Source organism: Pseudomonas sp. RIT-PI-r, assembly GCF_001297015.1.
Taxonomy (GTDB): Bacteria; Pseudomonadota; Gammaproteobacteria; order Pseudomonadales; family Pseudomonadaceae; genus Aquipseudomonas.
Genome location: NZ_LIGE01000022.1, coordinates 15,088 through 40,727 on the forward strand (window position 1 = coordinate 15,088; position 25,640 = coordinate 40,727).

The window sequence follows — 25,640 nt, forward strand, 5'->3', positions numbered from 1 at the left end:
ATCGCTGGCAAGCCAGCTCCCACAGGTTCATTTGTTGAACCAGCTACTCGGATTCAACCCCTATTCCCAGTAGAAGTGAGCCTGTGGGGATATCGGTTTGGGTTGATGATCAGCGGACGAGACACGGCCGCTTGTTATCGAACTTCCACCCCGGAATCAGAAACTGCATCGCCACGCTGTCATCCCGCGCGCCGAGGCCCATGCCTTTGTACAGTTCATGAGCCTTGGCCACCTGATCCATATCCAGCTCGACACCCAGCCCCGGTTTTTTCGGCACTTGCACCAGACCGTCGACAATTTGCAGCGGCGCCTTGGTCAACCGTTGGCCGTCCTGCCAGATCCAGTGAGTGTCGATCGCGGTGATCTCGCCTGGCGCCGCAGCGGCAACGTGGGTAAACATCGCCAGGGAAATATCGAAGTGATTGTTGGAGTGCGAGCCCCAGGTCAGGCCCCACTCATGGCACATCTGCGCCACGCGCACCGAACCCTGCATGGTCCAGAAATGCGGGTCGGCCAGCGGAATGTCCACCGACTGCAGCTGAATCGCGTGGCCCATCTCACGCCAGTCAGTGGCGATCATGTTGGTGGCTGTTTTCAGCCCGGTGGCGCGGCGGAATTCGGCCATCACTTCACGTCCGGAATAGCCGTTTTCCGCACCGCAGGGGTCCTCGGCGTAGGCTAGAACGTGATGTTGATCGCGGCACAAGCGGATGGCTTCTTTCAGTGACCACGCACCGTTCGGATCGAGGGTGATGCGCGCATCAGGAAAGCGTTCAGCCAGCGCCGTCACCGCTTCGATTTCGGCATCGCCGCTGAGCACGCCGCCCTTGAGTTTGAAGTCCTTGAAACCGTATTTAGCGTGGGCCGCTTCCGCGAGGCGCACCACGGCTTCGGCCGTCATGGCCTTCTCGTGACGCACGCGGAACCAGTCATTGTCGGCGTCCGGTTCGCTGCGATAGGCGAGGTCGGTTTCGCGCTGATCACCGACGTAGAACAGATAGCCGAGCATCTTCACTTCGTCGCGTTGCTGACCTTCACCGAGCAGCGCTGCGACCGGCACATCAAGATGCTGGCCGAGCAAGTCGAGCAGGGCCGCTTCAAGGCCGGTGACCGCGTGAATGGTGATGCGCAGGTCAAACGTCTGCAGGCCACGACCACCGGCATCGCGGTCGGCGAAGGTCTGGCGCACCTGATTGAGGATCTTCTGCCAGGTGCCGATCGGGCTGCCGATCACCAGGCTGCGCGCGTCTTCCAGCGTCTGGCGAATGCGCTCGCCACCGGGCACTTCACCGACGCCGGTGTGGCCGGCGTTGTCTTTGAGAATAACGATGTTGCGGGTGAAAAACGGCCCGTGGGCGCCGCTCAGATTGAGCAGCATGCCGTCGTGACCGGCCACCGGGATGACTTGCATGTCGGTGATGATCGGGGCTTTGGCGGTATCGTGTGCAGTCATGGTTTTTATCCTTCTTATTCGCAATCTTTAAAAATGGACGTCAGGCGTGCTTTGGCGCGGCGTCGACCACGGCATTTTCAGCAGCGGGTTTCGGTGTGGTGCGCGCGAAGAAGACAATGATCGCGGCGATGATCGAGGTCGCGGCCAGACCATAGAGGCCGCCCTGAATCGAACCGGTGTGTTCTTCGAGCAAACCGAATGTGGTTGGCGCGACGAAGCCGCCGAGGTTGCCCACCGAGTTGATCAACGCGATCACCGCCGCAGCAATGCGCGCATCCAGATACGCCTGCGGAATCGGCCAGAACAGCGACGAAGCGGATTTGAAACCCAGCGCGGCAAAGCAGATCGCAACGAAGGCGAAGATCGGCCCGCCGGTGGTGGACATGAACATCCCCGCAGCGGCGATCAACAATGCAGTGGCGACCCACGCCTGCTGGTGTTTCCACTTGGCCGAGAACGAAGCGAAGGCGTACATGCCGATGATCGACAGCAACCACGGAATCGAGTTGAACAGGCCGACCTGGAAGTCGCTCATCTCGCCCATTTTCTTGATGATGCTCGGCAGCCAGAAGGTCGCCGCGTAGATGGTCAATTGAATGAAGAAGTAGATCAGGCAGAACAGGATGATCTGGCGATCCTTGAGCAGTTTGCCCATCGACGGGCGGATCGGCGTCGCGGCTTCGCGGGCCTTCTGTTCCGCGTCGATGGCGTTGACCAGTGCGTCCTGTTCGGCGCGGGTCAGCCATTTCGCGTCGTGGGGTTTGGCGTCGAGCCAGAACCAGACGAAGACGCACAGGCACACCGAAAACATCCCCTCAATGAAATACATCCATTGCCAGCCGTGCATGCCCAGCCCGTTGATCTGCAGGAGCAGACCGGACAACGGACCGGAGATCAGCGAGGCCACGGCGGAGCCGCTGAGGAAGATCGCAATCGCCTTGCCGCGTTCAGCGCCGGGCAGCCAGCGGGTGAAGTAGTAGATCACCCCGGGGAAGAACCCGGCCTCGGCCACGCCAAGCAAAAAGCGCAATACATAGAAGTGGGTTTCGTTCTGGATGAACGCCATGCCGGCGGCGACCAGGCCCCAGGTGAACATGATGCGGGTCAGCCAGATGCGTGCGCCGACTTTCTGCAGGAGCATGTTGGAGGGGACTTCGAACAGCGCGTAACCGATGAAGAACAGACCGGCGCCGAAGCCATAAGCGGCGGCACCAATGCCCAGGTCATGTTCCATGTGAGTGCGGACGAAACCGATGTTCACCCGGTCAATGTAATTGACGATGAACATGATCACGAAGAGCGGCAGGACGTGGCGTTTGACTTTCGAGATGGCCGACGCGAGTGTCGAATCGACGCCCTCGTTCATCCCGGAGACGGAGGTTTTCACTTGGTTTTCTCCCACTGATTATTTTTATGCGGGGTAGGGGCTGGGTGCTGCGTTGTTGATAGACATCATACAACTGCATTTTTTTGTCCTACAAGTGGGGAGGGCCGATTAATTTTTTCTGGATGGGCGGTTTTTTATTCCTTTTCGCGTTCATACCTAATGTTTATTGGGTTTTATCGCCTCAGAACTGCTAAGCGCTTCTTTGGCTGCACACGTTTAATAGTCAAGAAGCCTGGAAATTGTGTTGGTTGATTTGAGTGTTGTCATACAAGTTGCAGCGCTAAAATCAATCCCAACCGCCGTGCGCACGATGCTACGATCCGCAAGACCCGATCGCCGGAACCGACCATGCAAGAAGACCTCGACGCCCCCGCCCGCAAACGTGCGCACAACCTTGCCCATGACCTGGTGGAGAAACTCACCCAGAGCATCCTGCTCGGCCAGTTATCGCCCGGCGACAAGTTGCCCTCGGAGAATTCCATCGTTCAGGAGCACGGCGTCAGCCGCACCGTGGTGCGCGAGGCGATTTCCAAATTGCAGGCGTCGGGGCTGGTCGAGACGCGGCATGGCATCGGCACGTTTGTGATCGAGCGCGCAGCGGAGCAGGGCTTGCGCCTGAATGTCGACACGGCGCTCGGTGTACGCAGCATTCTTGAATTGCGCCTGGGCCTGGAAACCCAAGCCGCCGCATTGGCCGCGCAACGGCGTAGCGAGCAGCAATTGCTGCAGATGCGTCAGGCCCTGGACGACTATCAACGTTTGCTGGACAACAACGACAGTTGCGTCGAAGCGGATCGACGCTTTCATTTGCTGGTTGCCGAAGCCACCGGCAACGTTTGCTTCAGCGAGATCATGCAGCACTTGGGCAGTGCCATGATCCCGCGCAACCGGCTCAATGCCGCCGAACGCGGCGCGGCGGATCTGAGCAAGCTCGGGCAACTGGCCCATCTGGAGCATGAGGCGATTCTGAATGCGATCAAGCGTCAGGACGCGGATGCAGCCCGGGCAGCGATGTGGCTGCACTTGACCAACAGCCGTGATCGTTTCTCGGCGCAGGGTTGATCGCCGTTGGTCTGTTCGATAGCACGGCGATCACAGGGGCACTTCCAAGTGATATGGCCCGGGTTTTCCGGACCTCCTTGGTGAGGTGTGTCATGGCTAACGACTTGCTGTTTCAGGGTGGTGTTCTTCCCACCGATCCGACCCGGCCGATGCCCGGAACCGATGAGCCGACATTGGCTGATCATGATTCACCGATGGGTATGCCCCCGGGTCAGGATCCGCTGAGCGATGCCGACCGGCCCGAAGACTGGAAGGATCCGGCGGCGGATGATGAAGACGTGCCGCCGGCGGATGAGCCGACGCCGTTATCGGATGATCGGCGCTGATCGGCGATTGCCTTGGATTAATGTGATGGCTGTGCTGGCCTCATCGCTGGCAAGCCAGCTCCCACAGGTTCTGCGGATGTACCTGAAAATTATGTTCACCATAGAACCCTGTGGGAGCTGGCTTGCCAGCGATGGCGGCATTTGCTTCAACAACAATCCTTGATCAGATCGCCGCCCGAACACCCCCAACCCGTCGCTCCAGATTCAACGCCAACACACTGATCAACACCACCACCGACCCCACCAGCACCAGTAATGTCGGCCGCTCAGCCAAACCAACCGACGCAATCCCCATCGCCGTCGGCGGTATCAGATACAACGTCATTGTCGCCCGGCTCAGATCCACATGCTTGAGCACAAATCCCCACGCCAGATAGGCCAGCGCACTGGGAAATACCCCTAGCGCCAACACCGCCCATTGCGCCCGAAGCGGCGCTTTCATCACGGTGTCCCCCAGCCCTGGCAGATAGATCAGCAGCATCAACGTCCCCGACCACACCGCATAACAGGCCAGACTGAAGCCGTCGTATCGCCGCGCATGATGTTTTTGCAGCGCGAAATAAATGCTCCACGACATCGCTGCCAGCAAGATCAGCAAGCCATGGACATCGATAGCCCCCAAACCCTTATCGCCGCTGACCACGATCACTACGCCAACAAACCCGAGCAACACACAACCCCAACGCCAAGCGCTGACTTGATCCTTGAACACGAATCGGGCCAGCAGTGTGCTGAACAGCGGGCTCGATTGTGCCAATACGCTGGAGGCGCCGGCACTGACGCTTTGCTGGCCGATGTTCAGTGCGACGTGATGCAGGCTCACGGCGAAGAATCCCAAAGCGAACAACAGCGGCACATCGCGCAGATGTGGCAGGCGAATGCCCTTGAACGCAGCGATCAACGCCATGAACAGCGAGGCCAAAAGAAACCGCAGCAACGCCAAATGTCCGGGTTCATAGGCTTGCAGGCCGATGTGGATGCCGGTCGGCGAATAGGCCCAGCAACCGACGACAAATGCCATCGCCAGGAGGATTTTCAACGGGGAAGGGTGCGGCATGATCGGGCGCTCGGTGGTGTTGATTCGGCCGAGTATCCGGGCGCCCGATCATTCGCCACAACTGACTTATACTGCGCTGAATGTTCACTCAGAGTGATGGGTATGGAGCTGGCACAAATCCGTATGTTCAAGACTGTGGCCGAGGTCGGCAGCATCGCCCGGGCGGCGCAAAAGCTGTTCTGCGTGCCGTCGAACATCACCGCACGGATCAAGGCACTTGAGGCCGAGTTGGGCGTTGCACTGTTTCTGCGTGAGGGTCGCGGGTTGCGCATCAGTCCGGCGGGGCAGACGTTTCTGGTCTATGCGGAAAAGATTCTGGCGCTGACCGTCGAGGCCAAACGCGCGGTGGATCCTTCGGCCGAGCCGTCCGGGCCGTTGCGCATCGGCGCGATCGAATCCTCGGCGACCGGGCGCTTGCCGCGCTTGCTGGCGAAGTTTCACAAGCGTTATCCGCAGGTGGCGCTGGAACTCACCACCGGCACTTGGGGGCAATTGCTCGACGATACCGTCAGCCATCGCCTCGACGGGGCGATTGTCGCGGTGGATGTCGAACGTTCGCAGCTCAAGCGCACGCCGATGTATCGCGAAGAGTTGCTGCTGATCGCGTCGACCTCGTTTGGACCGGTGCGCGACATTGATGATCTGCAGGACAAGACCGTGTTCATGTGGCCGCAGGGTTGTCCGTATCGGGCGGCGCTGGAGCATTGGCTGTTGCGTCAGGGGCAAGCGCTGCCGATTGTCAGCCTGGCCAGTTACGGGGCGATTGTCGGGTGTGTGAGTGCCGGGGCAGGAGTGGCACTGGTGCCCAAGGGCGTGTTTGAGCAGTACGCGAAAGGGGCTGGGTGTGTGGGGTACGAATTCCCGGAATTGACCGCCGTCGACAATTTGTTTTATTGGCATGAAAACGCAGGGGTGCATCCGGCGCGGGAGGCGTTTGTGGCGATGTTGCGGGAGGAGTTTGTTGCGTAGGAAAAGCTTTCCCTCATCGGAACGCCGCCCGCCCAGCCCTCTCCCGGAGGGAGAGGGGGGCCGACCGAGGTGTCTCGGGTTATACGCCGACCTGAACAATCGAGTCGATTATGGATTCGGCCAAGTCTGATTTTCTTGATCAGAAAAGTCGATTGTGGATTCACCGACGAATTTTCAGGTCGGTGGATCTCTCCAATATCCCCCAATCAGTCCCCTCTCCCTCTGGGAGAGGGCTGGGCCGGCGGCGTTCCGATGAGGGGCTTCTCAGGCACCCCGCAGATCCCGCATCAACAACCCAAACCGCAAATCCACCCCCTCCGGAATCGGCAGATAAACCGTATGCCCATCCCCCGGCGCCACCTCGATCGCCTCACCCTTGAGGCTCTGCAACTCATGCAGATCAAAATGAAAATTGCCCGTGGGCGTCATCAACTCCAGATGATCACCAAGACCAAAACGGTTCTTCACCTTGACCTCGGCCAAGCGATCACGCCGTTCGCCGGTCAGTTCGCCGACGAATTGCTGGCGCTCCGAGACTGAGCTGCCGTTCAGATAGTTCTGGTATTCGTCATGCACGTGGCGGCGCAGAAAACCTTCGGTGTAGCCACGCTGCGCCAGTGACTCCAGATCGGTCATCAGGCTGCGATCAAACTCACGCCCGGCCACGGCATCATCAATTGCCCGGCGATACACCTGGGTGGTGCGCGCGCAGTAGAAATGCGATTTGGTTCGGCCCTCGATCTTCAATGAATGCACGCCCATGCGTGTCAGGCGCTCGACGTGTTGCACGGCGCGCAGGTCCTTGGCGTTCATGATGTAGGTGCCGTGCTCGTCTTCGAATGCCGGCATCAACTCGTCAGGGCGATTGGCTTCCTGCAGCAGGAACACCTGATCGGTCGGCGTGCCGAGGCCCAGGGTCGGCTCGGGCTGAAAGGTCTGGACGATCTCGCCGAGCTGGTTTTGCGTGGCTTCCTGCGCCGAGTATTTCCAGCGACAGGCATTGGTGCAGGTGCCTTGATTGGCGTCGCGTTTGTTCATGTAGCCCGACAGCAGGCAGCGCCCGGAATAGGCCATGCACAACGCACCATGCACGAACACTTCCAGCTCCATGCCTGGCACCTGTTCGCGGATTTCGCCGATCTCTTCCAGTGACAGTTCTCGCGACAGGATGATCCGGCTCAACCCCTGCTGCTGCCAGAACTCGACACTCGCCCAATTCACCGTGTTGGCCTGCACCGACAGGTGTATCGGCATCTGCGGGAAATGCCGGCGCACCAGCATGATCAGCCCCGGGTCGGACATGATCAGCGCATCCGGTGCCATCTCGATCACCGGTGCCAGATCCTTGAGAAAGGTCTTCAACTTGGCGTTGTGCGGAGCGATGTTGACCACCACGTAGAAGCGTTTGCCCTGCGCCTGCGCTTCGCGAATGCCCAGCGCCAGATTGGCATGATCGAATTCGTTGTTGCGCACCCGCAGGCTGTAGCGCGGTTGCCCGGCGTAAACTGCATCGGCGCCGTAGGCGAAGGCGTAGCGCATGTTTTTCAGGGTGCCGGCGGGGGCAAGCAGTTCCGGGGTGGCGAGGGTTGGGGTCATGGCGGTGTCGGTCGCAAAAGCGCGGCAGGGTAATGCGGATTCCGGCGAGCTTTATTGACCTGGATCTATGCTTTGGCGGGGCGTCATATCTGTGCATAAACAGCACAGATCATGTGCCGGTTTCACGGTGTTCCCAATGTGGGCGGCTGCTTAAGCTTTGTCCATCACTCAATGAACAAAGGAATTCCCCCATGCAACGCTTGCCCCGTCGATTTCTCAGCGCTTGTGCATTTTCCGCTGTATTGGCCTGCACCACTGCCTTGGCAGACAGCCATCCAACGATCCGTGCAATGTCTGGCGCCACACCGGTCAGCCAGTTGCCCGCCGGCAAATCCGCGTTGCTGGTGATTGATTTTCAGAACGAATACTTCACCGGCAAGATGCCGATCCCCGATGGTGCCGCCGCGCTGGCCAACACCCGTAAGCTGATCGCCTTCGCCGACCGCCACAAGATCCCCGTTTATCACGTTCAACACGTGGCCCCGGCCGGTTCGTCAGTGTTTGCCATCGATGGTGACACGGTGAAATTTCACCCGCAGATGCAGCCACGCGCCAAGGACCTGGTGCTGCAAAAAACCACCGTCAGTGTGTTCGGCAGCACCGATCTGAACGAACGCCTGAAGCAGTCCGGTATCCGCACGGTCATCGTCGCGGGCCTGATGACCCACGCCTGTGTCGCCGGCGCGGCGCGCGATGCGGCGCCGATGGGTTACAACGTGATCGTCGCGTCCGCCGCTTCGGCGCCCCGGGCGATCACCCGCGCCAATGGCGTGACCATCGACAAGGATTCCTTGCACAAAGCCGCGCTGGCGGAGGTCGAGGACACCTTGGGCGATGTGCTGAACACGGAGCAGATCGTGCAACTGCCGGTTAGATAACCGCCTCATGCCGATCCGCAACTATGCTCCATGAATAAAGATGGCACTCGTGCAGGCCCCGGTTGACTAAGGATCGGGGCGTGCATGACGCCTGACTGACATGGATCGGACATGAACGAAAAAAGCCTTCAATTCAAATCCCTGACCGTGCTGCTGGTGCTGGTCACGGTGGCCTTTATCTGGATCCTGTTGCCGTTCTACGGTGCGGTGTTCTGGGCGGTGATCCTCGGCATTCTGTTTGCGCCGATGCAACGCAAATTGCAGGCGAAATTCGGCTGGCAACGTAACCTGACCTCGCTGTGCACATTGAGCATCTGTCTGGTCATCGCGATTCTGCCGGTGATCATCGTCAGCGTGTTGCTGGTGCAGGAGGGGGCGACGGTTTACAAGAATATTGAAAGCGGTGAGCTGGACATTGCCGCGTATCTGGCGCAGTTCAAGCACAGCTTGCCGCCTTACTTTCAGCACTTGCTCGACCGTTTCGGCATGGGCGAACTCAATGGCCTGCGCGAGAAAATCGTCAAATCGGCGATGCAGGGCAGTCAGGTCCTGGCCACTCAAGCGTTCAGTTTTGGTCAGGGTACGTTCGAGTTCGTGGTGAGTTTTTTCATCATGCTGTATCTGCTGTTTTTCTTTCTGCGTGACGGCGCCGAACTGGCGCGCAAGGTGCGGACCGCCGTGCCACTGGAGGAAGGCCACAAGCGGCGCTTGCAGTTGAAGTTCAACCGCGTGGTTCGGGCGACGGTGAAGGGCAATCTCGTAGTCGCGGTGACTCAAGGCGCGCTGGGCGGAGCGATTTTCTGGTTTCTCGACATCCCCAGCGCATTGCTGTGGGCGGTCTTGATGGGGTTTTTGTCGTTGCTGCCAGCGGTGGGCGCGGGGATTGTCTGGGCGCCGGTGGCGGTGTATTTCCTGCTCAGCGGGATGATCTGGCAGGGCGTGGTGCTGGGCTTGTTCGGGGTTTTCGTGATCGGTCTGGTGGACAACGTGCTACGACCGATTCTGGTGGGCAAGGACACCAAAATGCCCGATTACCTGATTCTGATCTCGACCCTTGGCGGTCTGGCAGTGTTCGGCCTCAACGGTTTTGTGATTGGGCCGTTGATCGCGGCGTTGTTCATGTCGAGCTGGGCGTTGTTCGCCGAGACCAAGCCCAAGGTGCAACTACCTTAAGCGTGGAACGGCTCGCTGACGATCTTCTGCGACAGTGCCTGCGCAGCGGGCAGGGAAGTGAGCGGGCCGCTGATCGCTTCACCGTCGCGCATCAGATACCAGCAGGCGAGCAAGCCCGAAGCCCTGAGCGAAGCGGGAACGGCGCTGCCGATAACGGACATGATTTGAACCTGAGCCATGACGAATACCTCCATCTATCAATGGAGCTACCTTAGAGATTCGCCGGTTCTACGGACAATCAACGCTTTCGATAGTGGTCATTGACGCCGTTGAGGGCCGGCTCAGTCGACCACCTGATCAAGCATGTGCATGACCTCGCGCTCGTTGAGCAAACCCTTGTGCACAAGATTTTCCGCCAGCAGCGAGAGAAATTTCGCGCAGCGATGGCCTTCCAGGTGCTTGAGTTCGGTCAGCGCGCTGTACACCTTGCTGGAGGTGCACAGGCCGACGATGCGGTGCGGGTTCTGTGTTGGCATACAGTCGTCCTTGTTGTTATCAACCTGTTGTTTACGGACGGATTCAGATTGCAGCTCCGTCATGACAAAAAAGTGACCGTTTTGTGGAAATGTACATAACGGTCACTCAATCATGCCGACTTTAGCCGGTGAAACTGTCCTCACAGCGACCTTGGCGAGATTTTTTCAGACGCTGGCCGACCAACGGTCATAAAAAAGCCCCGCTATAAAAGCGGGGCTTTGTGTTTTGCTTACCAGCGTGGGCCGCCGTAGTAGCCATGTGGCCGACCGTAATAACCGCGAGGCGGGCCGTAGTAGACGGGGGCCTGTTGGATGTACACCGGTTGCTGCACATAAACCGGTGCCGGTTGGTAGTAGACCGGTGGTGGTGGCTGCTGCACGTAGACCGGTTGTGGTTGAACATAAACCGGCTGTTGTTGCACATACACCGGCCGATCCTGGTTGATCAGTGCCGAGCCGATGATGGCCGAGCCGACGATCGCGCCAAACACCGCAGGGCCTTGCCAGCCGTGGCCACCACCGGCTTCTGCCTGACCTGTGACAGCGAGTGCGCCAATCAACAAGGCCAGAATGGGGAGTTTACGAATCATGATGAGTCCTCGGTTCTTCGACCCGGTGACAGGGCCTGCACCAGGCCCACAGTTGTCGCGGGGATACTTCTAAGACAGCGAAATTGTGAAAATCAGCACAGCCGTTGGGTAAATTTTGTGTAAGGTCTGTACCGGCTTCTTTACCGGGCCGGCGAGGGCCACAAAACACGTTTAAAACAGGCCTCTATGATCGTTCAGAACCCGATGGGCTGGCCAATCCCGTCTATCCGAAAGTGCGTTTGAAGGAGAAGTTTCATGCAGATGAACCCGAACAAAGACACCCAGCTGTGCATGTCCCTGTCAGGGCGCCCAGGCAATTTCGGTCTGCGTTTTCATAACCATTTGTATGAGCAGTTGGGGCTGAACTTTTACTACAAGGCGTTCAGTAGCCAGGACCTGACCGGTGCCGTCGGCGGCATCCGCGCACTGGGAATTCGTGGCTGTGGCGTGTCGATGCCGTTCAAGGAAGCCTGCATTGCGCTGGTCGACGAACTGGACGCGTCGGCAGCGGCGATCCAGTCGATCAATACCATCGTCAACACCAGCGGCCACCTCAAGGCTTACAACACCGATTACATTGCCATTGAGCAGTTGCTGAAAACCCACGCAGTGCCCAAAGAATCGACTTTCGCCCTGCGCGGCAGCGGCGGCATGGCCAAAGCGGTGGCCAGCGCTTTGCGCGATGGTGGTTATAAAAACGGTTTGATCGTCGCCCGTAACGAGCGGGCAGGGCGTGCCATGGCGCAATCGCTGGGTTATCGCTGGCAGGCTGAGCTGGGCGATGAGCGCCCGCAGATGCTGATCAACGTGACGCCGGTGGGTATGGACGGTGGGCCGGAGGCTGGGCAACTGGCGTTTGCGCCTGAGGTTATTGCAGCAGCTGATACGGTTTTTGATGTGGTGGCGATTCCGTCGGAGACGCCGTTGATCGTGCGCGCTCGGGCCGAAGGTAAAAAGGTGATTACCGGGCTGGAGGTCATTGCGATTCAGGCGCTGGAGCAGTTTGTCTTGTACACCGGCGTGCGCCCGAATGAAGCTCAGTTTGCGGCGGCGGTGGCGTTCGCCCGGAGCTGATCAGCGAATTGTGTAAGAGCCTTACCGGCCCCATCGCGAGCAGGCTCACTCCTACAGTTGGAATGCGTTCACCCTGTAGGAGTGAGCCTGCTCGCGATGGCCTCACAACGGATTTAGATCAGAACCTTGCCTATACTGCCTCCCCAGCAAGCACAGACTTGCCCACCACAAAAACCGTGACCGAGGCCCCCATGCACCCGCCCATCCTCAACCTGCATCAGGTCGAACTCGAACCCCTGCCCGCAGCCTTGGCACCCGAAGGCGAAACCGCCGGGCGTTATCAGCAGCGCATGGCCCGCGTCGGTCAGCAATTGGGTTCGCAGAAGCTTGGTTATCGGCTGTACGCGTTGCCACCGGGCATGCGCGGCAGTCCGTTTCACAGCCATCGGGTCAACGAAGAAATGTTCTACGTGGTGGCCGGGGAGGGCGAGGTGCGTCTTGGCGCCGAGCGTTTTCCGATTCGCGAAGGCGATGTGATCGCCTGTCCGCCGGGTGGCCCGGAGAAGGCGCATCAGATCATCAACACCAGCTCGGGCGAATTGCGTTATCTGGCGGTGAGCACCCAGCAGCAGCCGGAAATCTGCGAATACCCGGATTCGAACAAATATGCGGTGATGGATAACTTCAACGTCGATGCCGAGGGCATTGCCTCAGGTTTTGTGGCGGTGGCGCGGCAGACGGATGGTGTGGATTACTGGGATGGGGAGTAAAACCTAGATCCCTTGTAGGAGTGAGCCTGCTCGCGATAGCGGTGTGTCAGTCACATCATATTTGACTGACACACCGCTATCGCGAGCAGGCTCACTCCTGCATTGGTTCTGTGTGGTTATTCTAGGCGGGCCAGGCGTTCTTCCAGTGCGGCGATCCGCGCCTCGAGCTCTTCGATGCGCTCGACTGACACGCCACTGCTTGCGCCGCGATCCGACGGATTCTGCCGCGCCGCCATGATCGCTTCGATGTCCGCCGGGTCCCCCAGCGCATGGGTGTAGCGATCTTCACGCTGCCCGGCCTGACGCGGAATCAGCACCGCCAGCCCGCGCGCAATCAGGCGTTCAAGCTGATGCACCACCTGTTCGGCATCTTCGAAATCATGCATGCGGCCGCTGCGGGTCAGCAGTTCGTTGACGGTTTGCGGACCACGCAGAAACATCAATCCACTCAAAATCACCTGGGCCGGCACCAGCTCCAGCGCCTTGTCGACCTTGTGCTCCCAGCGGTCGGCGCGACTGCCCATGACAAGCTTGGCGAAACCGCGGCCTTCGAGGGCGCGCAGGCTCTGGCCAACCTGGCCCTGAGTCAGGTTCATCACCGGTTCGCGGCTGGTTTTCTGATTGCACGCGGTGACCAAAGCGTTGAGTGTCAGCGGATAAGTTTCCGGGCTGGTCGCCTGTTTCTCGATCAACGAGCCGAGGATGCGGATTTCCGTGGCATTGAGCCGAGGCTCGTCGAAGGTGGATTCTGGTTCTGTGGTCATCGCGCGTTCCCTCTGCAGTCGAAGGCGCCTAGCCTAATCCTTGCCAAACAAAAGGCAAGCCGTGTGGTCATCAAGCATGGCTATAATCGCCTCCTTGTTCCACCCAGCCACCACACGAGACTGCCATGACCATTTCCCTATACGCCGCATCCGTCCCGGTTTTTCAACAAATGCTCAACGCTTTGAGCGATGTGTTGAAAAAGGCTGAAGCCCACGCCACCGAGAAAAACATCGACCCGAACGCCTTCCTGCAAGCGCGTCTGTTCCCGGACATGTTCCCGCTGACCCGTCAGGTACAGATCGCTGTGGACTTCGCCAAAGGCGTTTCCTCGCGTCTGGCTGAAGTCGAAGTGCCGAAGTACGACGATACCGAAACCACCTTCGCCGAGCTGCAAGCCTTGATCACCAAGGTGCTGGCCTACATCGGCGAGATCAAGCCAGAGCAGATCGATGGCAAGGAAGGCATCGAAATCGTCACCCGTCCGGGTACACCGAAAGAGAAGCGCTTCAGTGGCCAGTCGTACTTGCTGACTTATGGCTTGCCGCAGTTCTTCTTCCACGTCACCACTACTTATGCGCTGCTGCGTCATAACGGGGTTGAAGTGGGCAAGCGTGATTACATGGGCGCGTTCTAAACCGCCAGAAGCCCCTCATCGGAGCGCCGCCCGCCTAGCCCTCTCCCGGAGGGAGAGGGGACTGACCGAGTTGTTTGTTCGAGATACGCCGACCTGATCTATCGAGTCGAACTCAGGTTTTGAACAGCACACAAATCAGCTCCCTTTCCCCCTCGCCCCCCTGGGGGGAGAGGGTTGGGGTGAGGGGGAAAAGATCTCAGCCACAAAAAAGCCCGCAAGGTTCACACCATGGCGGGCTTTTTATTGCAGCGATTTTTACGCAGTGCGTTGGGCTTTCGCCTCTTCACCCAGGCACGCCGCAGCGGTAAACAACACGTCAGTCGACGAGTTCAGCGCCGTCTCCGCCGAATCCTGCAACACGCCAATAATGAAACCGACCGCCACCACCTGCATGGCAATCTCACTCGGAATGCCAAACAAGCTGCATGCCAACGGAATCAACAGCAATGAACCACCGGCCACACCCGAAGCGCCACACGCACAAATCGCCGCGACAACGCTGAGCAGAATCGCCGTCGGAATGTCCACGGCAATGCCCAGCGTATGCACCGCAGCGAGGGTCAGCACGGTAATGGTGATCGCCGCGCCGGCCATGTTGATGGTCGCGCCCAGCGGGATCGACACCGAATAGGTGTCTTCGTGCAGGCCCAGACGCTTGCTCAATTCCAGGTTGACCGGAATGTTCGCCGCCGAGCTGCGGGTGAAGAATGCAGTGATACCGCTTTCACGCAGGCACTTGAGGGTCAACGGATACGGATTGCGACGCAGCTTCCAGAACACGATCAGCGGGTTCATCACCAGCGCCACGAACAGCATGCAACCGAGCAGGACGGCCAGCAGATGCGCGTAACCGATCAGTGCGCCAAAACCTGAGGTGGCCAGTGTCGAAGCGACCAGACCGAAAATGCCCAGCGGTGCAAAGCGAATCACCACACGCACGATCAAGGTCACACCGTTGGACAGATCACCCAGCACTTCGCGGGTAGTGTCACCGGCATGGCGAATCGCGACGCCCATGCCGATCGCCCAGGCCAGAATGCCGATGAAGTTGGCTTCGATCAGCGCCTTCACCGGATTATCGACCACACTCAGCAGCAAACTTTGCAAGACCTCACCAATGCCGCCCGGCGCAGTGACCGCAACGTTCTCGGTGGCGAGCACCAAGTGCGACGGGAACGCCATGCTGGCGATGACGGCTACCACCGCTGCGGCGAAGGTGCCCAGCAGATAGAGGAACAGAATCGGGCGGATGTGGGTTTCCTGGCCGTGCTTGTGGTTGGCAATCGAGGCCATTACCAGCACGAACACCAGAATCGGCGCGACAGCTTTCAACGCCGACACGAACACTTTGCCGATGAACGCAGTGTCTTTTGCCACTTGCGGGGCAAACATCGCCAAGGCAATACCGGCGATCAGACCGATGAGGATCTGTGCGACCAGGCTCAGGTTCTTCAGACGTTGCAATAGAGAAGGGGATGAAGCAGTCATAGCGGCATCTCTGATTTTTTATAGGGTGCAGGGTTGCGTGATAGCGATGGCAAAACGGGGGCAGACCACCGCCACGCACCGAAAGTGTTGACGCGACATCAACGCCAGTAAACTGGTCGTTGAATAGGCTGTACGTTTTTCAGGGCGCGGACTTTATCACAGCGTAGGCCTTATCCTTCAGGCCTGTGACGATCTGCCACCGGATCAGGCAACAAAGTCGGCAGGTTTGGGCAAGTCAGCCCGGACACACTCTGTTAAGATTGCCCATCCTTATTTTCAAGTCATGCCAGCGGGCCTCCGGGTCAACGCTGGTGTCGTCGTTTTGCTGGAGTTGCGCATGCTGTTGCCCATTCTTCTGTTGTCTGCCGCCGGATTCACGGTGCTGACCACGGAATTCGTCATCGTCGGCCTGTTGCCGGCGATTGCCCGCGACCTTGAAGTCACCATCCCGCAGGCCGGGTTGCTGGTGACTCTATTCGCTTTTACCGTGGCCATGTTCGGGCCTTTCTTGACCGCCTATTTCGCTCGCTTCGAGCGGCGCAAGCTGTTTATCAGCATCCTGATCATGTTTGGCCTCGCCAATACCGTGGCCGCGCTGGCGCCGAACATCTGGGTGATGGCGATTGCCCGACTGATCCCGGCGCTCGGTCTGCCGGTGTTCTGGGCCTTGGCCAGTGAAACAGCGGTGGACATCGTCGGCCCGGATTTCGCCGGCCGCGCGATCGCCAAGATCGGCTTCGGCATTGTCTGCGCCACGGTGTTCGGTATTCCGGTAGGTACGTTGATCTCCGATGCGTTCGGCTGGCGCAGTGCCTTTGGCATTCTGGCAGTCATCGCGTTTGCCAAAGCCTTGCTGCTATTTGTTTACCTGCCGAAAACCAGCCTGCACCAGCATCAGGTCAGCTTCCGTTCGCAGTTCAAGATCTTGCGCAGCCCGTTGATGATCGGCCATATCGTCCTGTCGATTCTGGTGTTCAGCGGCATGTTTACCGCTTACACCTATCTGGCCGACATTCTTGAGCGCCTCGCCGGGTTCAACGGCACTGTCGTCGGTTGGTGCCTGATGGCCTTCGGCGCGGTCGGGCTGATTGGCAACTCGCTGGGCGGTCGTGCGGTGGACCGGCATCCGCTGGGGGCGTCGGTGTTGTTCTGTGCGTTCATGATTTCCGGCATGGTCTCGCTGGTGCCGAACATTCATTCGCCAGTGGGTCTGGCGGTGGCCATGGGTATCTGGGGTATCACTCAAGCCGCGTTGTTCCTGGTCAGCCATGTGCGTCTGATGAAAGCCGCGCCAGAAGCGCCGGCCTTTGCTGCTTCGCTGAACATCGCCGGGGCCAATCTGGGCATCGGTCTGGGCGCTATCGTCGGTGGCCGGGTCATCGACAGCGCAGGCCTGGGCTTCCTCGGCTTTGCCGCCGCAGGGTTCATTCTGCTGTCGGTATTCCTCGCCATGGTGCTGATGACGCTCAAGCCGCGCGAAATGTGCGCTGAGGCGTCATAACGCAGTAAACAGCTCGCGTCGGGCACCTTCGGTAATCGCAACGATACCGGGGTGCTTGACCTTGCGTTCCACCGAAATGGCATAGAACGACTCGGTCACTGCGTCGGTCTGGCCTATCAGTTCGACGCCGTACTGGCGCTTCACTTCATCGGCAATCACGCTCGGGCCGATAAAAATCCCGCTGCCGGATTGGCCAAACGCCTGCATCAAGGCACTGTCATCAAACTCGCCGACGATTTGCGGCTGGATCTGCTGCTCGGCAAACCAGCGCTGCAAGCGGCTGCGCACCACGGTTTCCGCGCCGGGAATCAACAGCGGAGCACCGTGCAGGCTGCGCGGGAAATCCTGACCGTATCTGCCGGCCAGTTCGGCGGTGGCAAAGAAACTGATCCCGCATTCACCGAGTTTCTGGCTGTAGCCCTTGATGTCCAGATGCGAAGGCATCGGGCTGTCGGAGATCACCAGGTCCAGGCGCTGGATGGCCAGATCGGCGAGCAAGCGTTCGAGTTTGTCTTCGCGGCAGGTGATGCGCAGCGGTTCATTCAGCTCCATGGTCGGTGCTATCAGGCGATAGACGATGGATTTTGGCACCACGTCTGCCACCCCTACACGGAACAGAATCTGCTGTTCGTTGGGCTGGGCGCGCAGCATCAATTCCAGTTCGCCGCCGAGTTGAAACATTTGCTCGGCGTAGGGCAGGGCTTGTCGCCCGGCTTCTGTGAGTTCCAGCTGTCGGCCAACCCGTCTGAATAACTCGATGCCATAAGTCTGTTCGAGCAGTGAAATCTGCCCGCTGATGGTCTGTGGCGTCAGGTTCAATTGCTCGCAGGCGCGCACGATGCTGCCGGTCTTGGCTACGACCCAAAAGTAATGCAGTTGTCGGTAATTGAGCATAACGTTCTACAGTTCGTGAAAACCGAAGTATAGCCGCTAAAAATACGAATTTTCCTGAAGTGTTCATCTCCCTAGAATGCCCAGCCATCGACGGCCGGTCTGTGAGCCTGTCTGTTCATTCGAAGGAAACTTTATGAAATACACCATCCCAGCATTGATGTTTACGTCTTTACTGCTTTTGGCCGGTTGCGATCAGGCCGAGAAAAGCGCCCAGCAATTGATGGGCAAGGCTGCCGAAAGCGCCAAGCAAGCGATCGACGACACCCATAAAGCCGCTGAACAAGCGCTGAGCGATGCCACCGGCGGCTTGATCGAGAAAAAAGAAACACCGGAAAAAGACGCGGAAAAATCCGAATCTTCCTCCAAGACCATCTAATTCGTCTTACACAGAGTCAGGACTGACCCATGGAATATCTGTTACAGCTCGCCGCCAGCCCCACCGCCTGGGTTGCTTTGGCCACATTGGTGGTGATGGAAATCGTGCTTGGCATCGATAACCTGATCTTTATCTCGATCCTGACCAACAAATTGCCCAAGCAGTACCAGCAGAAGGCGCGCCGCATCGGTATCGGCATGGCGTTGATCCTGCGTCTGGCGCTGTTGAGCACCATCGCGTTCATCGTGCAGTTGACCGCACCTGTGATCGAGATCCTTGGTCAGGCGTTCTCCTGGAAGGACATGATCCTGATTGCCGGTGGTCTGTTCCTGGTGTGGAAAGCCACGACCGAGATCCACCACAGCATGGACCCGGCGCCGGAAGATCCGAAGTCGGCGACTTCGACGGTTACTCTGGGTTTCGCTGCCGCTATTGGCCAGATCCTGATGCTCGACATGGTGTTCTCGATCGACAGCATCATTACTGCCGTCGGCATGACTGAACACTTACCGATCATGATCATCGCGGTGGTGGTGTCGGTGCTGGTGATGCTGTTTGCTGCTGAACCGCTGGCCAAGTTCATCAACGACAACCCGACGGTGGTGATGCTGGCCCTGGGCTTCCTGATCATGATCGGTATGACCTTGATCGCTGAAGGCTTCGGCGCCCATGTACCGAAAGGTTATGTGTATGCGGCGATGGCGTTCTCGGCAGCGATTGAAGTGCTGAACATGATGTCGCGTCGGGCCAGGCAGAAGAAGTTGGCTGAGCAGGCGTAATCGCCAATAAGCCAAAAAGGCCGCTTGAACTGAGTTCAGGCGGCCTTTTTTCATTTCAGGTTTTCTATACCCGGTAAGACCAGCCCCTCACCCCAGCCCTCTCCCGAGGGAGAGGGAGCCGATCTGAAGAGTGTTTTAGTCTTGAGTTCGGCTCGGTATTGCAGGTCTACGTAATTCGAGTATGCCACTCGGTCAGTCCCCTCTCCCTCTGGGAGAGGGTTAGGGTGAGGGGGCTTTTGCTTTTGCTGTTCAATTTTAGTGCGCGGTCGCGTGGCGAACCCGGTGCTTCTCGGCTTTCTCAACTGCAGCAGGCTGAACCGGATGGTGATGGTGACGCCGCGAAATCCGCAGCACCCCCCACAACATGGCAGCAGCCACGGCCAGCCAGCCGGCAATCAACATTACGATAGTCATGGTCAGGCTCATCAGTGCCTCCTCTTCGCCCTGCATCGGGCGCACACTTTTTCAATTTGCTCTGTTTCAGTGACAGTCTAGACAATGGGGTGTTTCAGGCTATTGACCAAAGGTCGGTGGTGACCAATCAGTTTGCTCTATGCAATCGGCGTGTCTGCCGCTTAAGGCTATACCGCAGCCTGGCGCGGCCCTATGATCGCAGGCGTTGCCGGAACACGATGACCGGCGTCTGAACAGAGAGTGACGATGGTGCAGGTATTTTCTCGAATTCGTGCGGCGCTGCTGGTGGCCGGATGCGCGGCCATGTTGGCCGGCTGTGCAGGCAGTGTCGCGCCTGAGGTCAAGCGTCTGCCGGAACGGGTCGAACTCAGTGGCACGTTCTATCGCGGCGAAGCCAATCAGAGCGGGCCGCAAGTGCTGGCCAGCCTGTTGTCGCAGCAGGGCATCGTGATTACCCCGGGTTTGCTGGAAAAGCCACTGCGCTTGCCGGGTGCCGAAGACAAACTGCAGGAGAATATCCAGAACCTTGCCCGTGAATACGGCATGGTGGTTTATCCGCTGGACAGCAACCTGCCCGCGCTGTTGATGCAAGTGGCGGCGGGTTACCCGGTGATGGTGCGCTTCAGCGAGGGCTCGGCATTCTGGGCGGAGCCGCGTTACGCGATCCTGTCCGGCTACGACCGCAATAAACAGAAGGTTTTGCTGCGTGCCGGCATGAATCGTCGCGAACTGATGAGTTTCAGTGCCTTTGAATCGGCGCTGGAAAAGTCCGGTGGCTGGGCGATTCTGATTCAAAAACCCTCGCAGATCCCGGCAGCCGTCGACCGTCAGCGCTGGCTCAAAGCGGCGGATGAACTGGCTCAGGCCGGTCAGGAAAACGAAGCAGCGCAGGCGCGCAAGGCATTGGCGGCACACTGAGTCTCCGTTCGTCATCTGCCGGGCACGACTGCGCCCGGCAAGCCTCTTACGCCTATAACCCGTTTTTCGGGTGAATCAGGAGGTGAGCATGGCAGATTCCCCATCGCCGAAAGGCCCGCATTCGACCGAGCATTCTTCGGGACATGATCTGGGCTTCGATCCGGATTCGCCGGATCTCGATGATCCGCAAGTCGATCCCGTCGGCCCGGCGAAAGCGCCGAAAGACGTGAAACCCGGCGAGGACGATAAGCAGCCGGCCAAGCCTTATGACCCATTAGCCAATCTGAAACCTTGATGTGAGGTGCGTATGAGTACCGATTCAAGCTTCGACGACCAGAAACCGGACAGCGTGCCTACCACCCCAGAGCCGGAGATTGATCCGGTACTGGACCCGGATAGCCCGCTGCGCGATCCGATGGCCCGGCCCAATATCATGACGCCCGAACCTGCACGGGATCGGAGTGCAGGCGATGGCATCCCCGATGACGACCAGATGCCGCTGCCCAATGACTGACATACAGATGAAAAAAAGCCCCGAAGATTCGGGGCTTTTCCTTGTGTGGCGGATTACTTGGACGCTTCAACTACGCCACTCTGGCGCGACTTGAGGTTTTTCTCGGCCTTGTATTGTTGCGCCACCGCAGGAACGTTGGCGCTGCGGCCGGTTTCAACCCAGCTGCGGATACGGCTGGCATCGGCAAAATGGGTGTATTTGCCAAAGGCGTCGAGAATCACCAGGGCGACCGGACGGTTACCCATCCTCGTCACCAGTACCAGGCAATGCCCGGCGGGGTTGGTGAAGCCAGTCTTGGTGATCTTGATGTCCCAGTCGGCTTTATTGACCAAGTGATCGGTATTGCGGAAACCCAAGGTGTAATTGGGTTTGCGGAACGACACGGTTTTTTCCTTGGTGGTGGTGAGCTCGCTGAGTAGCGGGTACTTGTGCGCGGCCACCAGCAACTTGCTCAGGTCGCGGGCGGTGGAAACGTTACGCTCCGACAAGCCTGTTGGCTCGACGAAGTGCGTACTGGTCATGCCCAGTGCCTTGGCCTTGGCGTTCATCGCCGCGATGAAGGCTGCATAGCCACCCGGATAGTGGTGCGCGAGGCTGGCGGCGGCGCGGTTTTCCGAGGACATCAGCGCAATCAGCAGCATCTCGCGGCGCGGCAGCTCACTCTTGAGTTTGACTCGGGAGAACACACCTCTCATTTCCGGTGTGTTGCTGATATCGACATTGATCCATTCGTCCATGTTTTGCCGGGCTTCAACCACTACCAGTCCAGTCATCAGCTTGCTCACCGAGGCGATCGGCACGATCACGTCAGGGTTGCTGGAATAAATGACTTTGTTGGTCTGCATATCCATGAGCAGGGCGCTGCCGGAGGCGATCTTCAGTGTCGAAGCGTCACGGGGGGCAGCGGTGGTTTCCGCAGCGTTGATCGTTGGCGTGATGAAAGTGCCTGTAAATGCAAAAAACAGGCTCAGAATCGAGAGACGAATTTTCACGCGGGCGAACTCATAAAGGTTGGATATTCCGTTAGTTTGTAACGGGTTATTTCTTCAAAGCGTCGCATTCTAGGAGTATGGCTGAAGATCTGTCGATGGTTGTTTGAAGGGCCTGAAAATCTCGTGAAAAGGCCTGTAAAAAGAGGGGTTTCCGGCGAACGGTTACAGTTTTTTCTCAGGCATGAAAAAACCCGCACAAGGCGGGTTTTTCTTATTGCTGAAAGTACCGGTCAGGCGTGCAGGGTTTCTGCCGCATACAGGGTGTTTTCCAGCAGGCAGGCACGAGTCATCGGGCCCACACCGCCCGGTACCGGAGTGATCCAGCCAGCGCGGGGCAGGGCGGTTTCGTAGACAACGTCACCGACCAGTTTGCCGTCGTCCTGACGGTTGATGCCGACGTCGATCACGATCGCGCCTTCCTTGATCCACTCGCCCTTGACCAGGCCCGGCTTGCCGGCGGCCACGACCACCAGATCGGCGCGACCGACGTGGCCGGCCAGATCTTTGGTGAAGCGGTGGGTCACAGTGACGGTGCAGCCGGCCAGTAGCAATTCCATCGCCATCGGACGACCGACGATGTTGGACGCGCCGACAACCACTGCGTCCATTCCATAGAGGTCAGCGCCAGTGCTTTCCAGCAGCGTCATGATGCCTTTAGGTGTGCACGGACGTAGCAGCGGAATGCGCTGGGCCAGGCGACCGACGTTATAAGGGTGGAAACCGTCGACGTCTTTGTCCGGGCGAATGCGCTCGAGCAGTTTCGAGGCGTCCAGGTGCTCGGGCAGCGGCAGTTGCAGCAGGATGCCGTCGATCGCAGGGTCGTCGTTGAGACGATCGATCAGATCGGTCAGCGCTTGTTGCGTGGTTTCAGAGGGCAGGTCGTACGCTTGAGAGAGGAAGCCGACCTCTTCACAGTCTTTACGCTTGTGCGAGACATAAACCTGAGAGGCAGGATCGCTGCCGACCAGGATCACCGCGAGGCCGGGAGTGCGCAGGCCTTGCTGGCGACGCTCGGCAACTCGTTGGGCGATCTGCTGGCGCAGGCTGGCGGCGATCGATTTGCCGTCGATTAGTTGTGCAGTCATTGCGCGTGATTAACCATCGAGAGGGGAAAAAATGAGAACGCATTCTCGCATGTCGCGCGGTGAGGGCAAAGGCGCTTGGTCAGCAAATTCCCCTAACCCCTTTAATTAAATGAATTTTTTTCAAAAAGGATTTGACGACCTTTGGAGCGCTCTATACTATTCGTCGCACTTGTCGGGCACAGCCTAGCACTGGTTAAGAAGGTGGAGCGGAATGTATGTTCTGCGACACTGGAAAGCACTTAGTTTGTAGTCCTTTAAGAGTACAGATTAACAAGGCGCCCGTAGCTCAGCTGGATAGAGCATCCGCCTTCTAAGCGGATGGTCGCAGGTTCGAGTCCTGCCGGGTGCGCCATTAGGCAGCTTTGGCACAAGTAACGCGATATGGTGGGCGTAGCTCAGTTGGTAGAGCACGGGATTGTGACTCCCGTTGTCGTGGGTTCGATCCCCATCGTCCACCCCATATTTCGAAAAAACGCCAGATTTAACGGTCTGGCGTTTTTGCTTCAAAGGCTTCATCTGCGGATGTGGTGGAATTGGTAGACACACTGGATTTAGGTTCCAGCGCCGCGAGGCGTAAGAGTTCGAGTCTCTTCATCCGCACCAATTAAAGCTTCATTCGGGTCTTCGGGCTGGTGAGGTTTCAACAAAGAAGTTAATTGGCTTTTTTGTTACGCAATATGGTGGGCGTAGCTCAGTTGGTAGAGCACGGGATTGTGACTCCCGTTGTCGTGGGTTCGATCCCCATCGTCCACCCCATATTTCGAAAGGCGCCAGATTTAACAGTCTGGCGCCTTTTTTGTTTTAGCGGTTTTGAAAACCGGCAATTGCTGGTTTCGGGACGCAAGAGCAGGGCGCTTCGTCGTATTTATGTTGCTCGATGATGCCGCGCTGCTCGCCGGGCTTGCTTGCAAGGCCGGCCGTCAGGGAGTGATTGGCAGTCTCTTCTATATATAGAAGCGGTTGGCGCAGAGCCCTGGCGTGATTGGTTGTATTCGCCTGTGGGATGCGCTGCATTGGTGTAGCGGTCCCGATAAAATGCCTGCTGTTTTTTTACCCGTTTTCAGTAGGGTGACTTCTTGAGTTTGACCCACTAGAATGCATGCCCTTGATTCTGGGGTCGGAAACGGCCGGCTAACGTCTGTGCAACGAGGAATATCCATGCAAGTTTCTGTTGAAAATACTACTGCTCTTGAGCGCCGCATGAGCGTCACTGTGCCGGCTGAGCGCATCGAGAGCCAGGTCAACAAGCGTCTGCAGCAGACTGCCCAAAAGGCCAAGATTGCTGGCTTCCGTCCAGGCAAAGTGCCAATGAGTGAAATCAAGCGCCGTTTCGGTGCCGATGCGCGTCAGGAAGCTGTAGGCGACGTGATCCAGTCCTCCTTCTACGAAGCTGTGGTTGAGCAGAAGCTCAACCCTGCCGGTTCGCCTTCGATCGAGCCAAAGTCGCTCGAAGCTGGCAAGGATCTGGAATACGTTGCAGTGTTCGAAGTGTTCCCTGAGTTCACCGTTGCCGGTTTCGAAGGCATCACCGTTGAGCGCCTGAGCGCTGACGTGGCTGACGCTGACCTGGACAAAATGCTCGACATCCTGCGCAAGCAGAACACCCGTTTTGAAGTGGCCGATCGCGCTGCCCAGAACGAAGACCAACTGAACATCGATTTCGTTGGCAAGGTTGACGGCGAAGTGTTCGCTGGCGGTTCCGCCAAGGGTACTCAGCTGGTGCTGGGTTCCGGCCGCATGATTCCTGGCTTCGAAGAAGGCCTGGTTGGCGCTAAAGCCGGCGAAGAGCGCGTTCTGAACCTGACCTTCCCAGAGGACTATCAGAACCTGGACCTGGCTGGCAAAACCGCCGAGTTCACCGTGACTGTCAACACTGTCTCCGAGCCTAAGCTGCCAGAGCTGAACGAAGAGTTCTTCGCTCAGTTCGGTATCAAGGAAAGCGGCATCGACGGTTTCCGCACCGAAGTTCGCAAGAACATGGAGCGTGAACTGCGTCAGGCGATCAAATCCAAGGTCAAGAATCAGGTAATGGACGGTCTGCTGGCCACCAACCCGATCGAAGTGCCGAAGGCTCTGCTGTCCAACGAAGTTGACCGTCTGCGCGTGCAGGCCGTTCAGCAGTTCGGTGGCAACATCAAGCCTGATCAACTGCCGGCCGAGCTGTTCGAAGAACAAGCCAAGCGCCGTGTAGTGCTGGGCCTGATCGTTGCTGAAGTGGTCAAGCAATTCGACCTGAAGCCTGACGAAGCTCGCGTTCGCGAAATGATTCAGGAAATGGCTTCGGCTTATCAAGAGCCTGAGCAGGTTGTGTCCTGGTACTACAAGAACGACCAGCAACTGAACGAAGTCCGTTCGGTTGTGCTGGAAGAACAAGTTGTGGATACTGTTCTGCAGAAAGCTAGCGTGACCGACAAATCGGTCTCTTACGAAGAAGCGGTCAAGCCGGTAGAAGCTCCAAAAGCCGACTGATTGATTTTGCGTTAAGAAGCACACACATAAGCCAGCCTTCGAGCTGGCTTATGCGTATTC

29 protein-coding genes and 4 tRNA genes are annotated in these 25,640 nt (G+C 58.2%); 19 read left to right on the forward strand and 14 right to left on the reverse strand.

Going from position 1 to position 25,640, the window contains the following annotated elements; translation table 11 throughout:
- Positions 1–109: 109 nt before the first annotated feature.
- Together gudD and AK821_RS08180 are read right to left on the reverse strand one after the other, a co-directional pair.
- Positions 110–1,453, reverse strand: a complete 1,344-nt coding sequence (gene gudD / locus AK821_RS08175) for a glucarate dehydratase (RefSeq protein WP_064389205.1) — start codon at positions 1,451–1,453, stop codon at positions 110–112.
- 40 nt (positions 1,454–1,493) lie between these two features.
- Positions 1,494–2,840, reverse strand: a complete 1,347-nt coding sequence (locus tag AK821_RS08180) for an MFS transporter (protein WP_064389206.1) — start codon at positions 2,838–2,840, stop codon at positions 1,494–1,496.
- A gap of 348 nt (positions 2,841–3,188) precedes the next feature.
- On the opposite strand from AK821_RS08180, the gene AK821_RS08185 reads away from it, so the two are divergent.
- Both AK821_RS08185 and AK821_RS08190 read left to right on the forward strand, forming a co-directional pair.
- Entirely contained in the window at positions 3,189–3,902 is a 714-nt protein-coding gene (locus AK821_RS08185) for a FadR/GntR family transcriptional regulator (protein ID WP_064389207.1), read from the forward strand.
- 92 nt (positions 3,903–3,994) lie between these two features.
- On the forward strand, positions 3,995–4,228 hold the full coding sequence (locus AK821_RS08190) for a hypothetical protein (protein WP_064389208.1): 234 nt from the start codon (positions 3,995–3,997) through the stop codon (positions 4,226–4,228).
- Between the two features lie 163 nt (positions 4,229–4,391).
- Here the strand turns inward: AK821_RS08190 and AK821_RS08195 are convergent, their stop codons facing one another.
- Positions 4,392–5,285, reverse strand: a complete 894-nt coding sequence (locus AK821_RS08195; protein WP_064389209.1) for a DMT family transporter — start codon at positions 5,283–5,285, stop codon at positions 4,392–4,394.
- Between the two features lie 102 nt (positions 5,286–5,387).
- On the opposite strand from AK821_RS08195, the gene AK821_RS08200 reads away from it, so the two are divergent.
- Complete coding sequence (locus tag AK821_RS08200; protein ID WP_064389210.1) at positions 5,388–6,254, forward strand: LysR family transcriptional regulator; 867 nt, start codon at positions 5,388–5,390, stop codon at positions 6,252–6,254.
- Between the two features lie 264 nt (positions 6,255–6,518).
- Here AK821_RS08200 and trhP read toward each other — a convergent pair whose 3' ends face one another.
- The gene (trhP, locus tag AK821_RS08205) at positions 6,519–7,850 is read right to left on the reverse strand and encodes a prephenate-dependent tRNA uridine(34) hydroxylase TrhP (RefSeq protein WP_064389211.1); all 1,332 of its coding nucleotides are present in this window, start codon (positions 7,848–7,850) and stop codon (positions 6,519–6,521) included.
- A 191-nt stretch (positions 7,851–8,041) separates the two neighbouring features.
- On the opposite strand from trhP, the gene AK821_RS08210 reads away from it, so the two are divergent.
- Both AK821_RS08210 and AK821_RS08215 read left to right on the forward strand, forming a co-directional pair.
- Positions 8,042–8,728 carry a cysteine hydrolase family protein gene (locus tag AK821_RS08210; protein ID WP_064389212.1) on the forward strand — a complete coding sequence of 229 codons (687 nt, stop codon included), beginning with the start codon at positions 8,042–8,044 and terminating at the stop codon, positions 8,726–8,728.
- Between the two features lie 111 nt (positions 8,729–8,839).
- The gene (locus tag AK821_RS08215; RefSeq protein ID WP_064389213.1) at positions 8,840–9,901 is read left to right on the forward strand and encodes an AI-2E family transporter; all 1,062 of its coding nucleotides are present in this window, start codon (positions 8,840–8,842) and stop codon (positions 9,899–9,901) included.
- On the opposite strand, the gene AK821_RS08220 is transcribed toward AK821_RS08215, so the two are convergent.
- From AK821_RS08220 to AK821_RS08230, 3 genes are all read right to left on the reverse strand, one after another.
- Entirely contained in the window at positions 9,898–10,080 is a 183-nt protein-coding gene (locus AK821_RS08220) for a hypothetical protein (RefSeq protein ID WP_007917359.1), read from the reverse strand. The two genes, AK821_RS08215 and AK821_RS08220, sit on opposite strands and share 4 nt — an antisense overlap.
- A 102-nt stretch (positions 10,081–10,182) precedes the next feature.
- Complete coding sequence (locus tag AK821_RS08225) at positions 10,183–10,377, reverse strand: hypothetical protein (RefSeq protein WP_016984641.1); 195 nt, start codon at positions 10,375–10,377, stop codon at positions 10,183–10,185.
- 230 nt (positions 10,378–10,607) lie between these two features.
- A complete protein-coding gene (locus AK821_RS08230) occupies positions 10,608–10,967 on the reverse strand; it encodes a hypothetical protein (RefSeq protein WP_007917357.1) in 360 nt (119 codons plus the stop codon).
- Positions 10,968–11,222: 255 nt separating this feature from the next.
- Here AK821_RS08230 and AK821_RS08235 point away from each other — a divergent pair, with 255 nt between their 5' ends.
- Together AK821_RS08235 and AK821_RS08240 are read left to right on the forward strand one after the other, a co-directional pair.
- Positions 11,223–12,041: a shikimate 5-dehydrogenase gene (locus AK821_RS08235; RefSeq protein WP_064389214.1), complete on the forward strand. Its 819-nt coding sequence runs from the start codon at positions 11,223–11,225 to the stop codon at positions 12,039–12,041.
- A 191-nt stretch (positions 12,042–12,232) separates the two neighbouring features.
- Complete coding sequence (locus AK821_RS08240; RefSeq protein ID WP_064389215.1) at positions 12,233–12,751, forward strand: cupin domain-containing protein; 519 nt, start codon at positions 12,233–12,235, stop codon at positions 12,749–12,751.
- A gap of 116 nt (positions 12,752–12,867) precedes the next feature.
- Here AK821_RS08240 and AK821_RS08245 read toward each other — a convergent pair whose 3' ends face one another.
- The gene (locus AK821_RS08245) at positions 12,868–13,515 is read right to left on the reverse strand and encodes a YceH family protein (RefSeq protein WP_064389216.1); all 648 of its coding nucleotides are present in this window, start codon (positions 13,513–13,515) and stop codon (positions 12,868–12,870) included.
- Between the two features lie 125 nt (positions 13,516–13,640).
- Here AK821_RS08245 and AK821_RS08250 point away from each other — a divergent pair, with 125 nt between their 5' ends.
- On the forward strand, positions 13,641–14,150 hold the full coding sequence (locus AK821_RS08250) for a DUF1993 domain-containing protein (protein ID WP_064389217.1): 510 nt from the start codon (positions 13,641–13,643) through the stop codon (positions 14,148–14,150).
- A gap of 255 nt (positions 14,151–14,405) precedes the next feature.
- Here AK821_RS08250 and sstT read toward each other — a convergent pair whose 3' ends face one another.
- The gene (gene sstT / locus AK821_RS08255) at positions 14,406–15,638 is read right to left on the reverse strand and encodes a serine/threonine transporter SstT (RefSeq protein WP_064389218.1); all 1,233 of its coding nucleotides are present in this window, start codon (positions 15,636–15,638) and stop codon (positions 14,406–14,408) included.
- A gap of 337 nt (positions 15,639–15,975) precedes the next feature.
- On the opposite strand from sstT, the gene AK821_RS08260 reads away from it, so the two are divergent.
- Positions 15,976–17,139, forward strand: a complete 1,164-nt coding sequence (locus tag AK821_RS08260) for an MFS transporter (RefSeq protein WP_064389219.1) — start codon at positions 15,976–15,978, stop codon at positions 17,137–17,139.
- Here AK821_RS08260 and nhaR read toward each other — a convergent pair.
- The gene (nhaR, locus tag AK821_RS08265; protein WP_064389220.1) at positions 17,134–18,033 is read right to left on the reverse strand and encodes a transcriptional activator NhaR; all 900 of its coding nucleotides are present in this window, start codon (positions 18,031–18,033) and stop codon (positions 17,134–17,136) included. The two genes, AK821_RS08260 and nhaR, sit on opposite strands and share 6 nt — an antisense overlap.
- A gap of 133 nt (positions 18,034–18,166) precedes the next feature.
- Between nhaR and AK821_RS08270 the strand changes: the two genes are divergently transcribed.
- Positions 18,167–18,409 carry a hypothetical protein gene (locus AK821_RS08270; protein WP_007917343.1) on the forward strand — a complete coding sequence of 81 codons (243 nt, stop codon included), beginning with the start codon at positions 18,167–18,169 and terminating at the stop codon, positions 18,407–18,409.
- 29 nt (positions 18,410–18,438) lie between these two features.
- A complete protein-coding gene (locus tag AK821_RS08275) occupies positions 18,439–19,188 on the forward strand; it encodes a TerC family protein (RefSeq protein ID WP_007917342.1) in 750 nt (249 codons plus the stop codon).
- A gap of 255 nt (positions 19,189–19,443) precedes the next feature.
- Here the strand turns inward: AK821_RS08275 and AK821_RS30855 are convergent, their stop codons facing one another.
- Positions 19,444–19,602 (reverse strand): hypothetical protein, encoded by a 159-nt coding sequence (locus AK821_RS30855; protein ID WP_162531851.1) that lies wholly within the window; start codon positions 19,600–19,602, stop codon positions 19,444–19,446.
- Between the two features lie 246 nt (positions 19,603–19,848).
- Here AK821_RS30855 and AK821_RS08285 point away from each other — a divergent pair, with 246 nt between their 5' ends.
- The 3 genes from AK821_RS08285 to AK821_RS08295 all read left to right on the forward strand — a co-directional run bounded on the left by AK821_RS08285 (position 19,849) and on the right by AK821_RS08295 (position 21,034).
- A complete protein-coding gene (locus AK821_RS08285) occupies positions 19,849–20,520 on the forward strand; it encodes a peptidase C39 family protein (protein ID WP_064389222.1) in 672 nt (223 codons plus the stop codon).
- Positions 20,521–20,608: 88 nt separating this feature from the next.
- Positions 20,609–20,815, forward strand: a complete 207-nt coding sequence (locus tag AK821_RS08290) for a DUF6021 family protein (RefSeq protein ID WP_064389223.1) — start codon at positions 20,609–20,611, stop codon at positions 20,813–20,815.
- A gap of 12 nt (positions 20,816–20,827) precedes the next feature.
- Complete coding sequence (locus tag AK821_RS08295) at positions 20,828–21,034, forward strand: hypothetical protein (RefSeq protein WP_064389224.1); 207 nt, start codon at positions 20,828–20,830, stop codon at positions 21,032–21,034.
- A gap of 53 nt (positions 21,035–21,087) precedes the next feature.
- On the opposite strand, the gene pbpG is transcribed toward AK821_RS08295, so the two are convergent.
- Together pbpG and folD are read right to left on the reverse strand one after the other, a co-directional pair.
- A complete protein-coding gene (gene pbpG / locus AK821_RS08300; protein WP_064389225.1) occupies positions 21,088–22,026 on the reverse strand; it encodes a D-alanyl-D-alanine endopeptidase in 939 nt (312 codons plus the stop codon).
- Positions 22,027–22,256: 230 nt separating this feature from the next.
- Positions 22,257–23,111, reverse strand: a complete 855-nt coding sequence (gene folD, locus AK821_RS08305; RefSeq protein ID WP_064389226.1) for a bifunctional methylenetetrahydrofolate dehydrogenase/methenyltetrahydrofolate cyclohydrolase FolD — start codon at positions 23,109–23,111, stop codon at positions 22,257–22,259.
- A 275-nt stretch (positions 23,112–23,386) separates the two neighbouring features.
- Between folD and AK821_RS08310 the strand changes: the two genes are divergently transcribed.
- The 4 genes from AK821_RS08310 to AK821_RS08325 all read left to right on the forward strand — a co-directional run bounded on the left by AK821_RS08310 (position 23,387) and on the right by AK821_RS08325 (position 23,867).
- Positions 23,387–23,463 (forward strand) — tRNA-Arg (locus tag AK821_RS08310).
- Between the two features lie 32 nt (positions 23,464–23,495).
- Positions 23,496–23,571, forward strand: a tRNA-His gene (locus tag AK821_RS08315).
- Positions 23,572–23,629: 58 nt separating this feature from the next.
- Positions 23,630–23,714 (forward strand) — tRNA-Leu (locus AK821_RS08320).
- 77 nt (positions 23,715–23,791) lie between these two features.
- Positions 23,792–23,867: transfer RNA gene (locus AK821_RS08325), tRNA-His, on the forward strand.
- A 45-nt stretch (positions 23,868–23,912) separates the two neighbouring features.
- On the opposite strand, the gene AK821_RS30085 is transcribed toward AK821_RS08325, so the two are convergent.
- Complete coding sequence (locus AK821_RS30085) at positions 23,913–24,125, reverse strand: hypothetical protein (RefSeq protein ID WP_122854304.1); 213 nt, start codon at positions 24,123–24,125, stop codon at positions 23,913–23,915.
- A gap of 144 nt (positions 24,126–24,269) precedes the next feature.
- Here AK821_RS30085 and tig point away from each other — a divergent pair, with 144 nt between their 5' ends.
- Entirely contained in the window at positions 24,270–25,580 is a 1,311-nt protein-coding gene (tig, locus tag AK821_RS08330; protein ID WP_064389227.1) for a trigger factor, read from the forward strand.
- Positions 25,581–25,640 lie beyond the last annotated feature (60 nt).

What these genes read in the sequence shown, in the direction of transcription:
- AK821_RS08290 (WP_064389223.1), top strand. Translation starts at nt 20,609, where the DNA reads ATGGCAGATTCCCCATCGCCGAAAGGCCCGCATTCGACCGAGCATTCT.
- AK821_RS08190 (WP_064389208.1), top strand. Translation starts at nt 3,995, where the DNA reads ATGGCTAACGACTTGCTGTTTCAGGGTGGTGTTCTTCCCACCGATCCG.
- AK821_RS08230 (WP_007917357.1), bottom strand. Translation starts at nt 10,967, where the DNA reads ATGATTCGTAAACTCCCCATTCTGGCCTTGTTGATTGGCGCACTCGCT.
- AK821_RS08210 (WP_064389212.1), top strand. Translation starts at nt 8,042, where the DNA reads ATGCAACGCTTGCCCCGTCGATTTCTCAGCGCTTGTGCATTTTCCGCT.
- AK821_RS08245 (WP_064389216.1), bottom strand. Translation starts at nt 13,515, where the DNA reads ATGACCACAGAACCAGAATCCACCTTCGACGAGCCTCGGCTCAATGCC.
- trhP (WP_064389211.1), bottom strand. Translation starts at nt 7,850, where the DNA reads ATGACCCCAACCCTCGCCACCCCGGAACTGCTTGCCCCCGCCGGCACC.
- AK821_RS08270 (WP_007917343.1), top strand. Translation starts at nt 18,167, where the DNA reads ATGAAATACACCATCCCAGCATTGATGTTTACGTCTTTACTGCTTTTG.
- nhaR (WP_064389220.1), bottom strand. Translation starts at nt 18,033, where the DNA reads ATGCTCAATTACCGACAACTGCATTACTTTTGGGTCGTAGCCAAGACC.
- AK821_RS08215 (WP_064389213.1), top strand. Translation starts at nt 8,840, where the DNA reads ATGAACGAAAAAAGCCTTCAATTCAAATCCCTGACCGTGCTGCTGGTG.
- AK821_RS08200 (WP_064389210.1), top strand. Translation starts at nt 5,388, where the DNA reads ATGGAGCTGGCACAAATCCGTATGTTCAAGACTGTGGCCGAGGTCGGC.
- AK821_RS08225 (WP_016984641.1), bottom strand. Translation starts at nt 10,377, where the DNA reads ATGCCAACACAGAACCCGCACCGCATCGTCGGCCTGTGCACCTCCAGC.
- AK821_RS08295 (WP_064389224.1), top strand. Translation starts at nt 20,828, where the DNA reads ATGAGTACCGATTCAAGCTTCGACGACCAGAAACCGGACAGCGTGCCT.
- folD (WP_064389226.1), bottom strand. Translation starts at nt 23,111, where the DNA reads ATGACTGCACAACTAATCGACGGCAAATCGATCGCCGCCAGCCTGCGC.
- AK821_RS08235 (WP_064389214.1), top strand. Translation starts at nt 11,223, where the DNA reads ATGCAGATGAACCCGAACAAAGACACCCAGCTGTGCATGTCCCTGTCA.
- AK821_RS08185 (WP_064389207.1), top strand. Translation starts at nt 3,189, where the DNA reads ATGCAAGAAGACCTCGACGCCCCCGCCCGCAAACGTGCGCACAACCTT.
- AK821_RS08250 (WP_064389217.1), top strand. Translation starts at nt 13,641, where the DNA reads ATGACCATTTCCCTATACGCCGCATCCGTCCCGGTTTTTCAACAAATG.
- gudD (WP_064389205.1), bottom strand. Translation starts at nt 1,453, where the DNA reads ATGACTGCACACGATACCGCCAAAGCCCCGATCATCACCGACATGCAA.
- tig (WP_064389227.1), top strand. Translation starts at nt 24,270, where the DNA reads ATGCAAGTTTCTGTTGAAAATACTACTGCTCTTGAGCGCCGCATGAGC.
- sstT (WP_064389218.1), bottom strand. Translation starts at nt 15,638, where the DNA reads ATGACTGCTTCATCCCCTTCTCTATTGCAACGTCTGAAGAACCTGAGC.
- AK821_RS08260 (WP_064389219.1), top strand. Translation starts at nt 15,976, where the DNA reads ATGCTGTTGCCCATTCTTCTGTTGTCTGCCGCCGGATTCACGGTGCTG.
- AK821_RS30855 (WP_162531851.1), bottom strand. Translation starts at nt 19,602, where the DNA reads ATGACTATCGTAATGTTGATTGCCGGCTGGCTGGCCGTGGCTGCTGCC.
- AK821_RS08275 (WP_007917342.1), top strand. Translation starts at nt 18,439, where the DNA reads ATGGAATATCTGTTACAGCTCGCCGCCAGCCCCACCGCCTGGGTTGCT.
- AK821_RS08220 (WP_007917359.1), bottom strand. Translation starts at nt 10,080, where the DNA reads ATGGCTCAGGTTCAAATCATGTCCGTTATCGGCAGCGCCGTTCCCGCT.
- AK821_RS08195 (WP_064389209.1), bottom strand. Translation starts at nt 5,285, where the DNA reads ATGCCGCACCCTTCCCCGTTGAAAATCCTCCTGGCGATGGCATTTGTC.
- AK821_RS30085 (WP_122854304.1), bottom strand. Translation starts at nt 24,125, where the DNA reads ATGCAGCGCATCCCACAGGCGAATACAACCAATCACGCCAGGGCTCTG.
- AK821_RS08240 (WP_064389215.1), top strand. Translation starts at nt 12,233, where the DNA reads ATGCACCCGCCCATCCTCAACCTGCATCAGGTCGAACTCGAACCCCTG.
- AK821_RS08285 (WP_064389222.1), top strand. Translation starts at nt 19,849, where the DNA reads ATGGTGCAGGTATTTTCTCGAATTCGTGCGGCGCTGCTGGTGGCCGGA.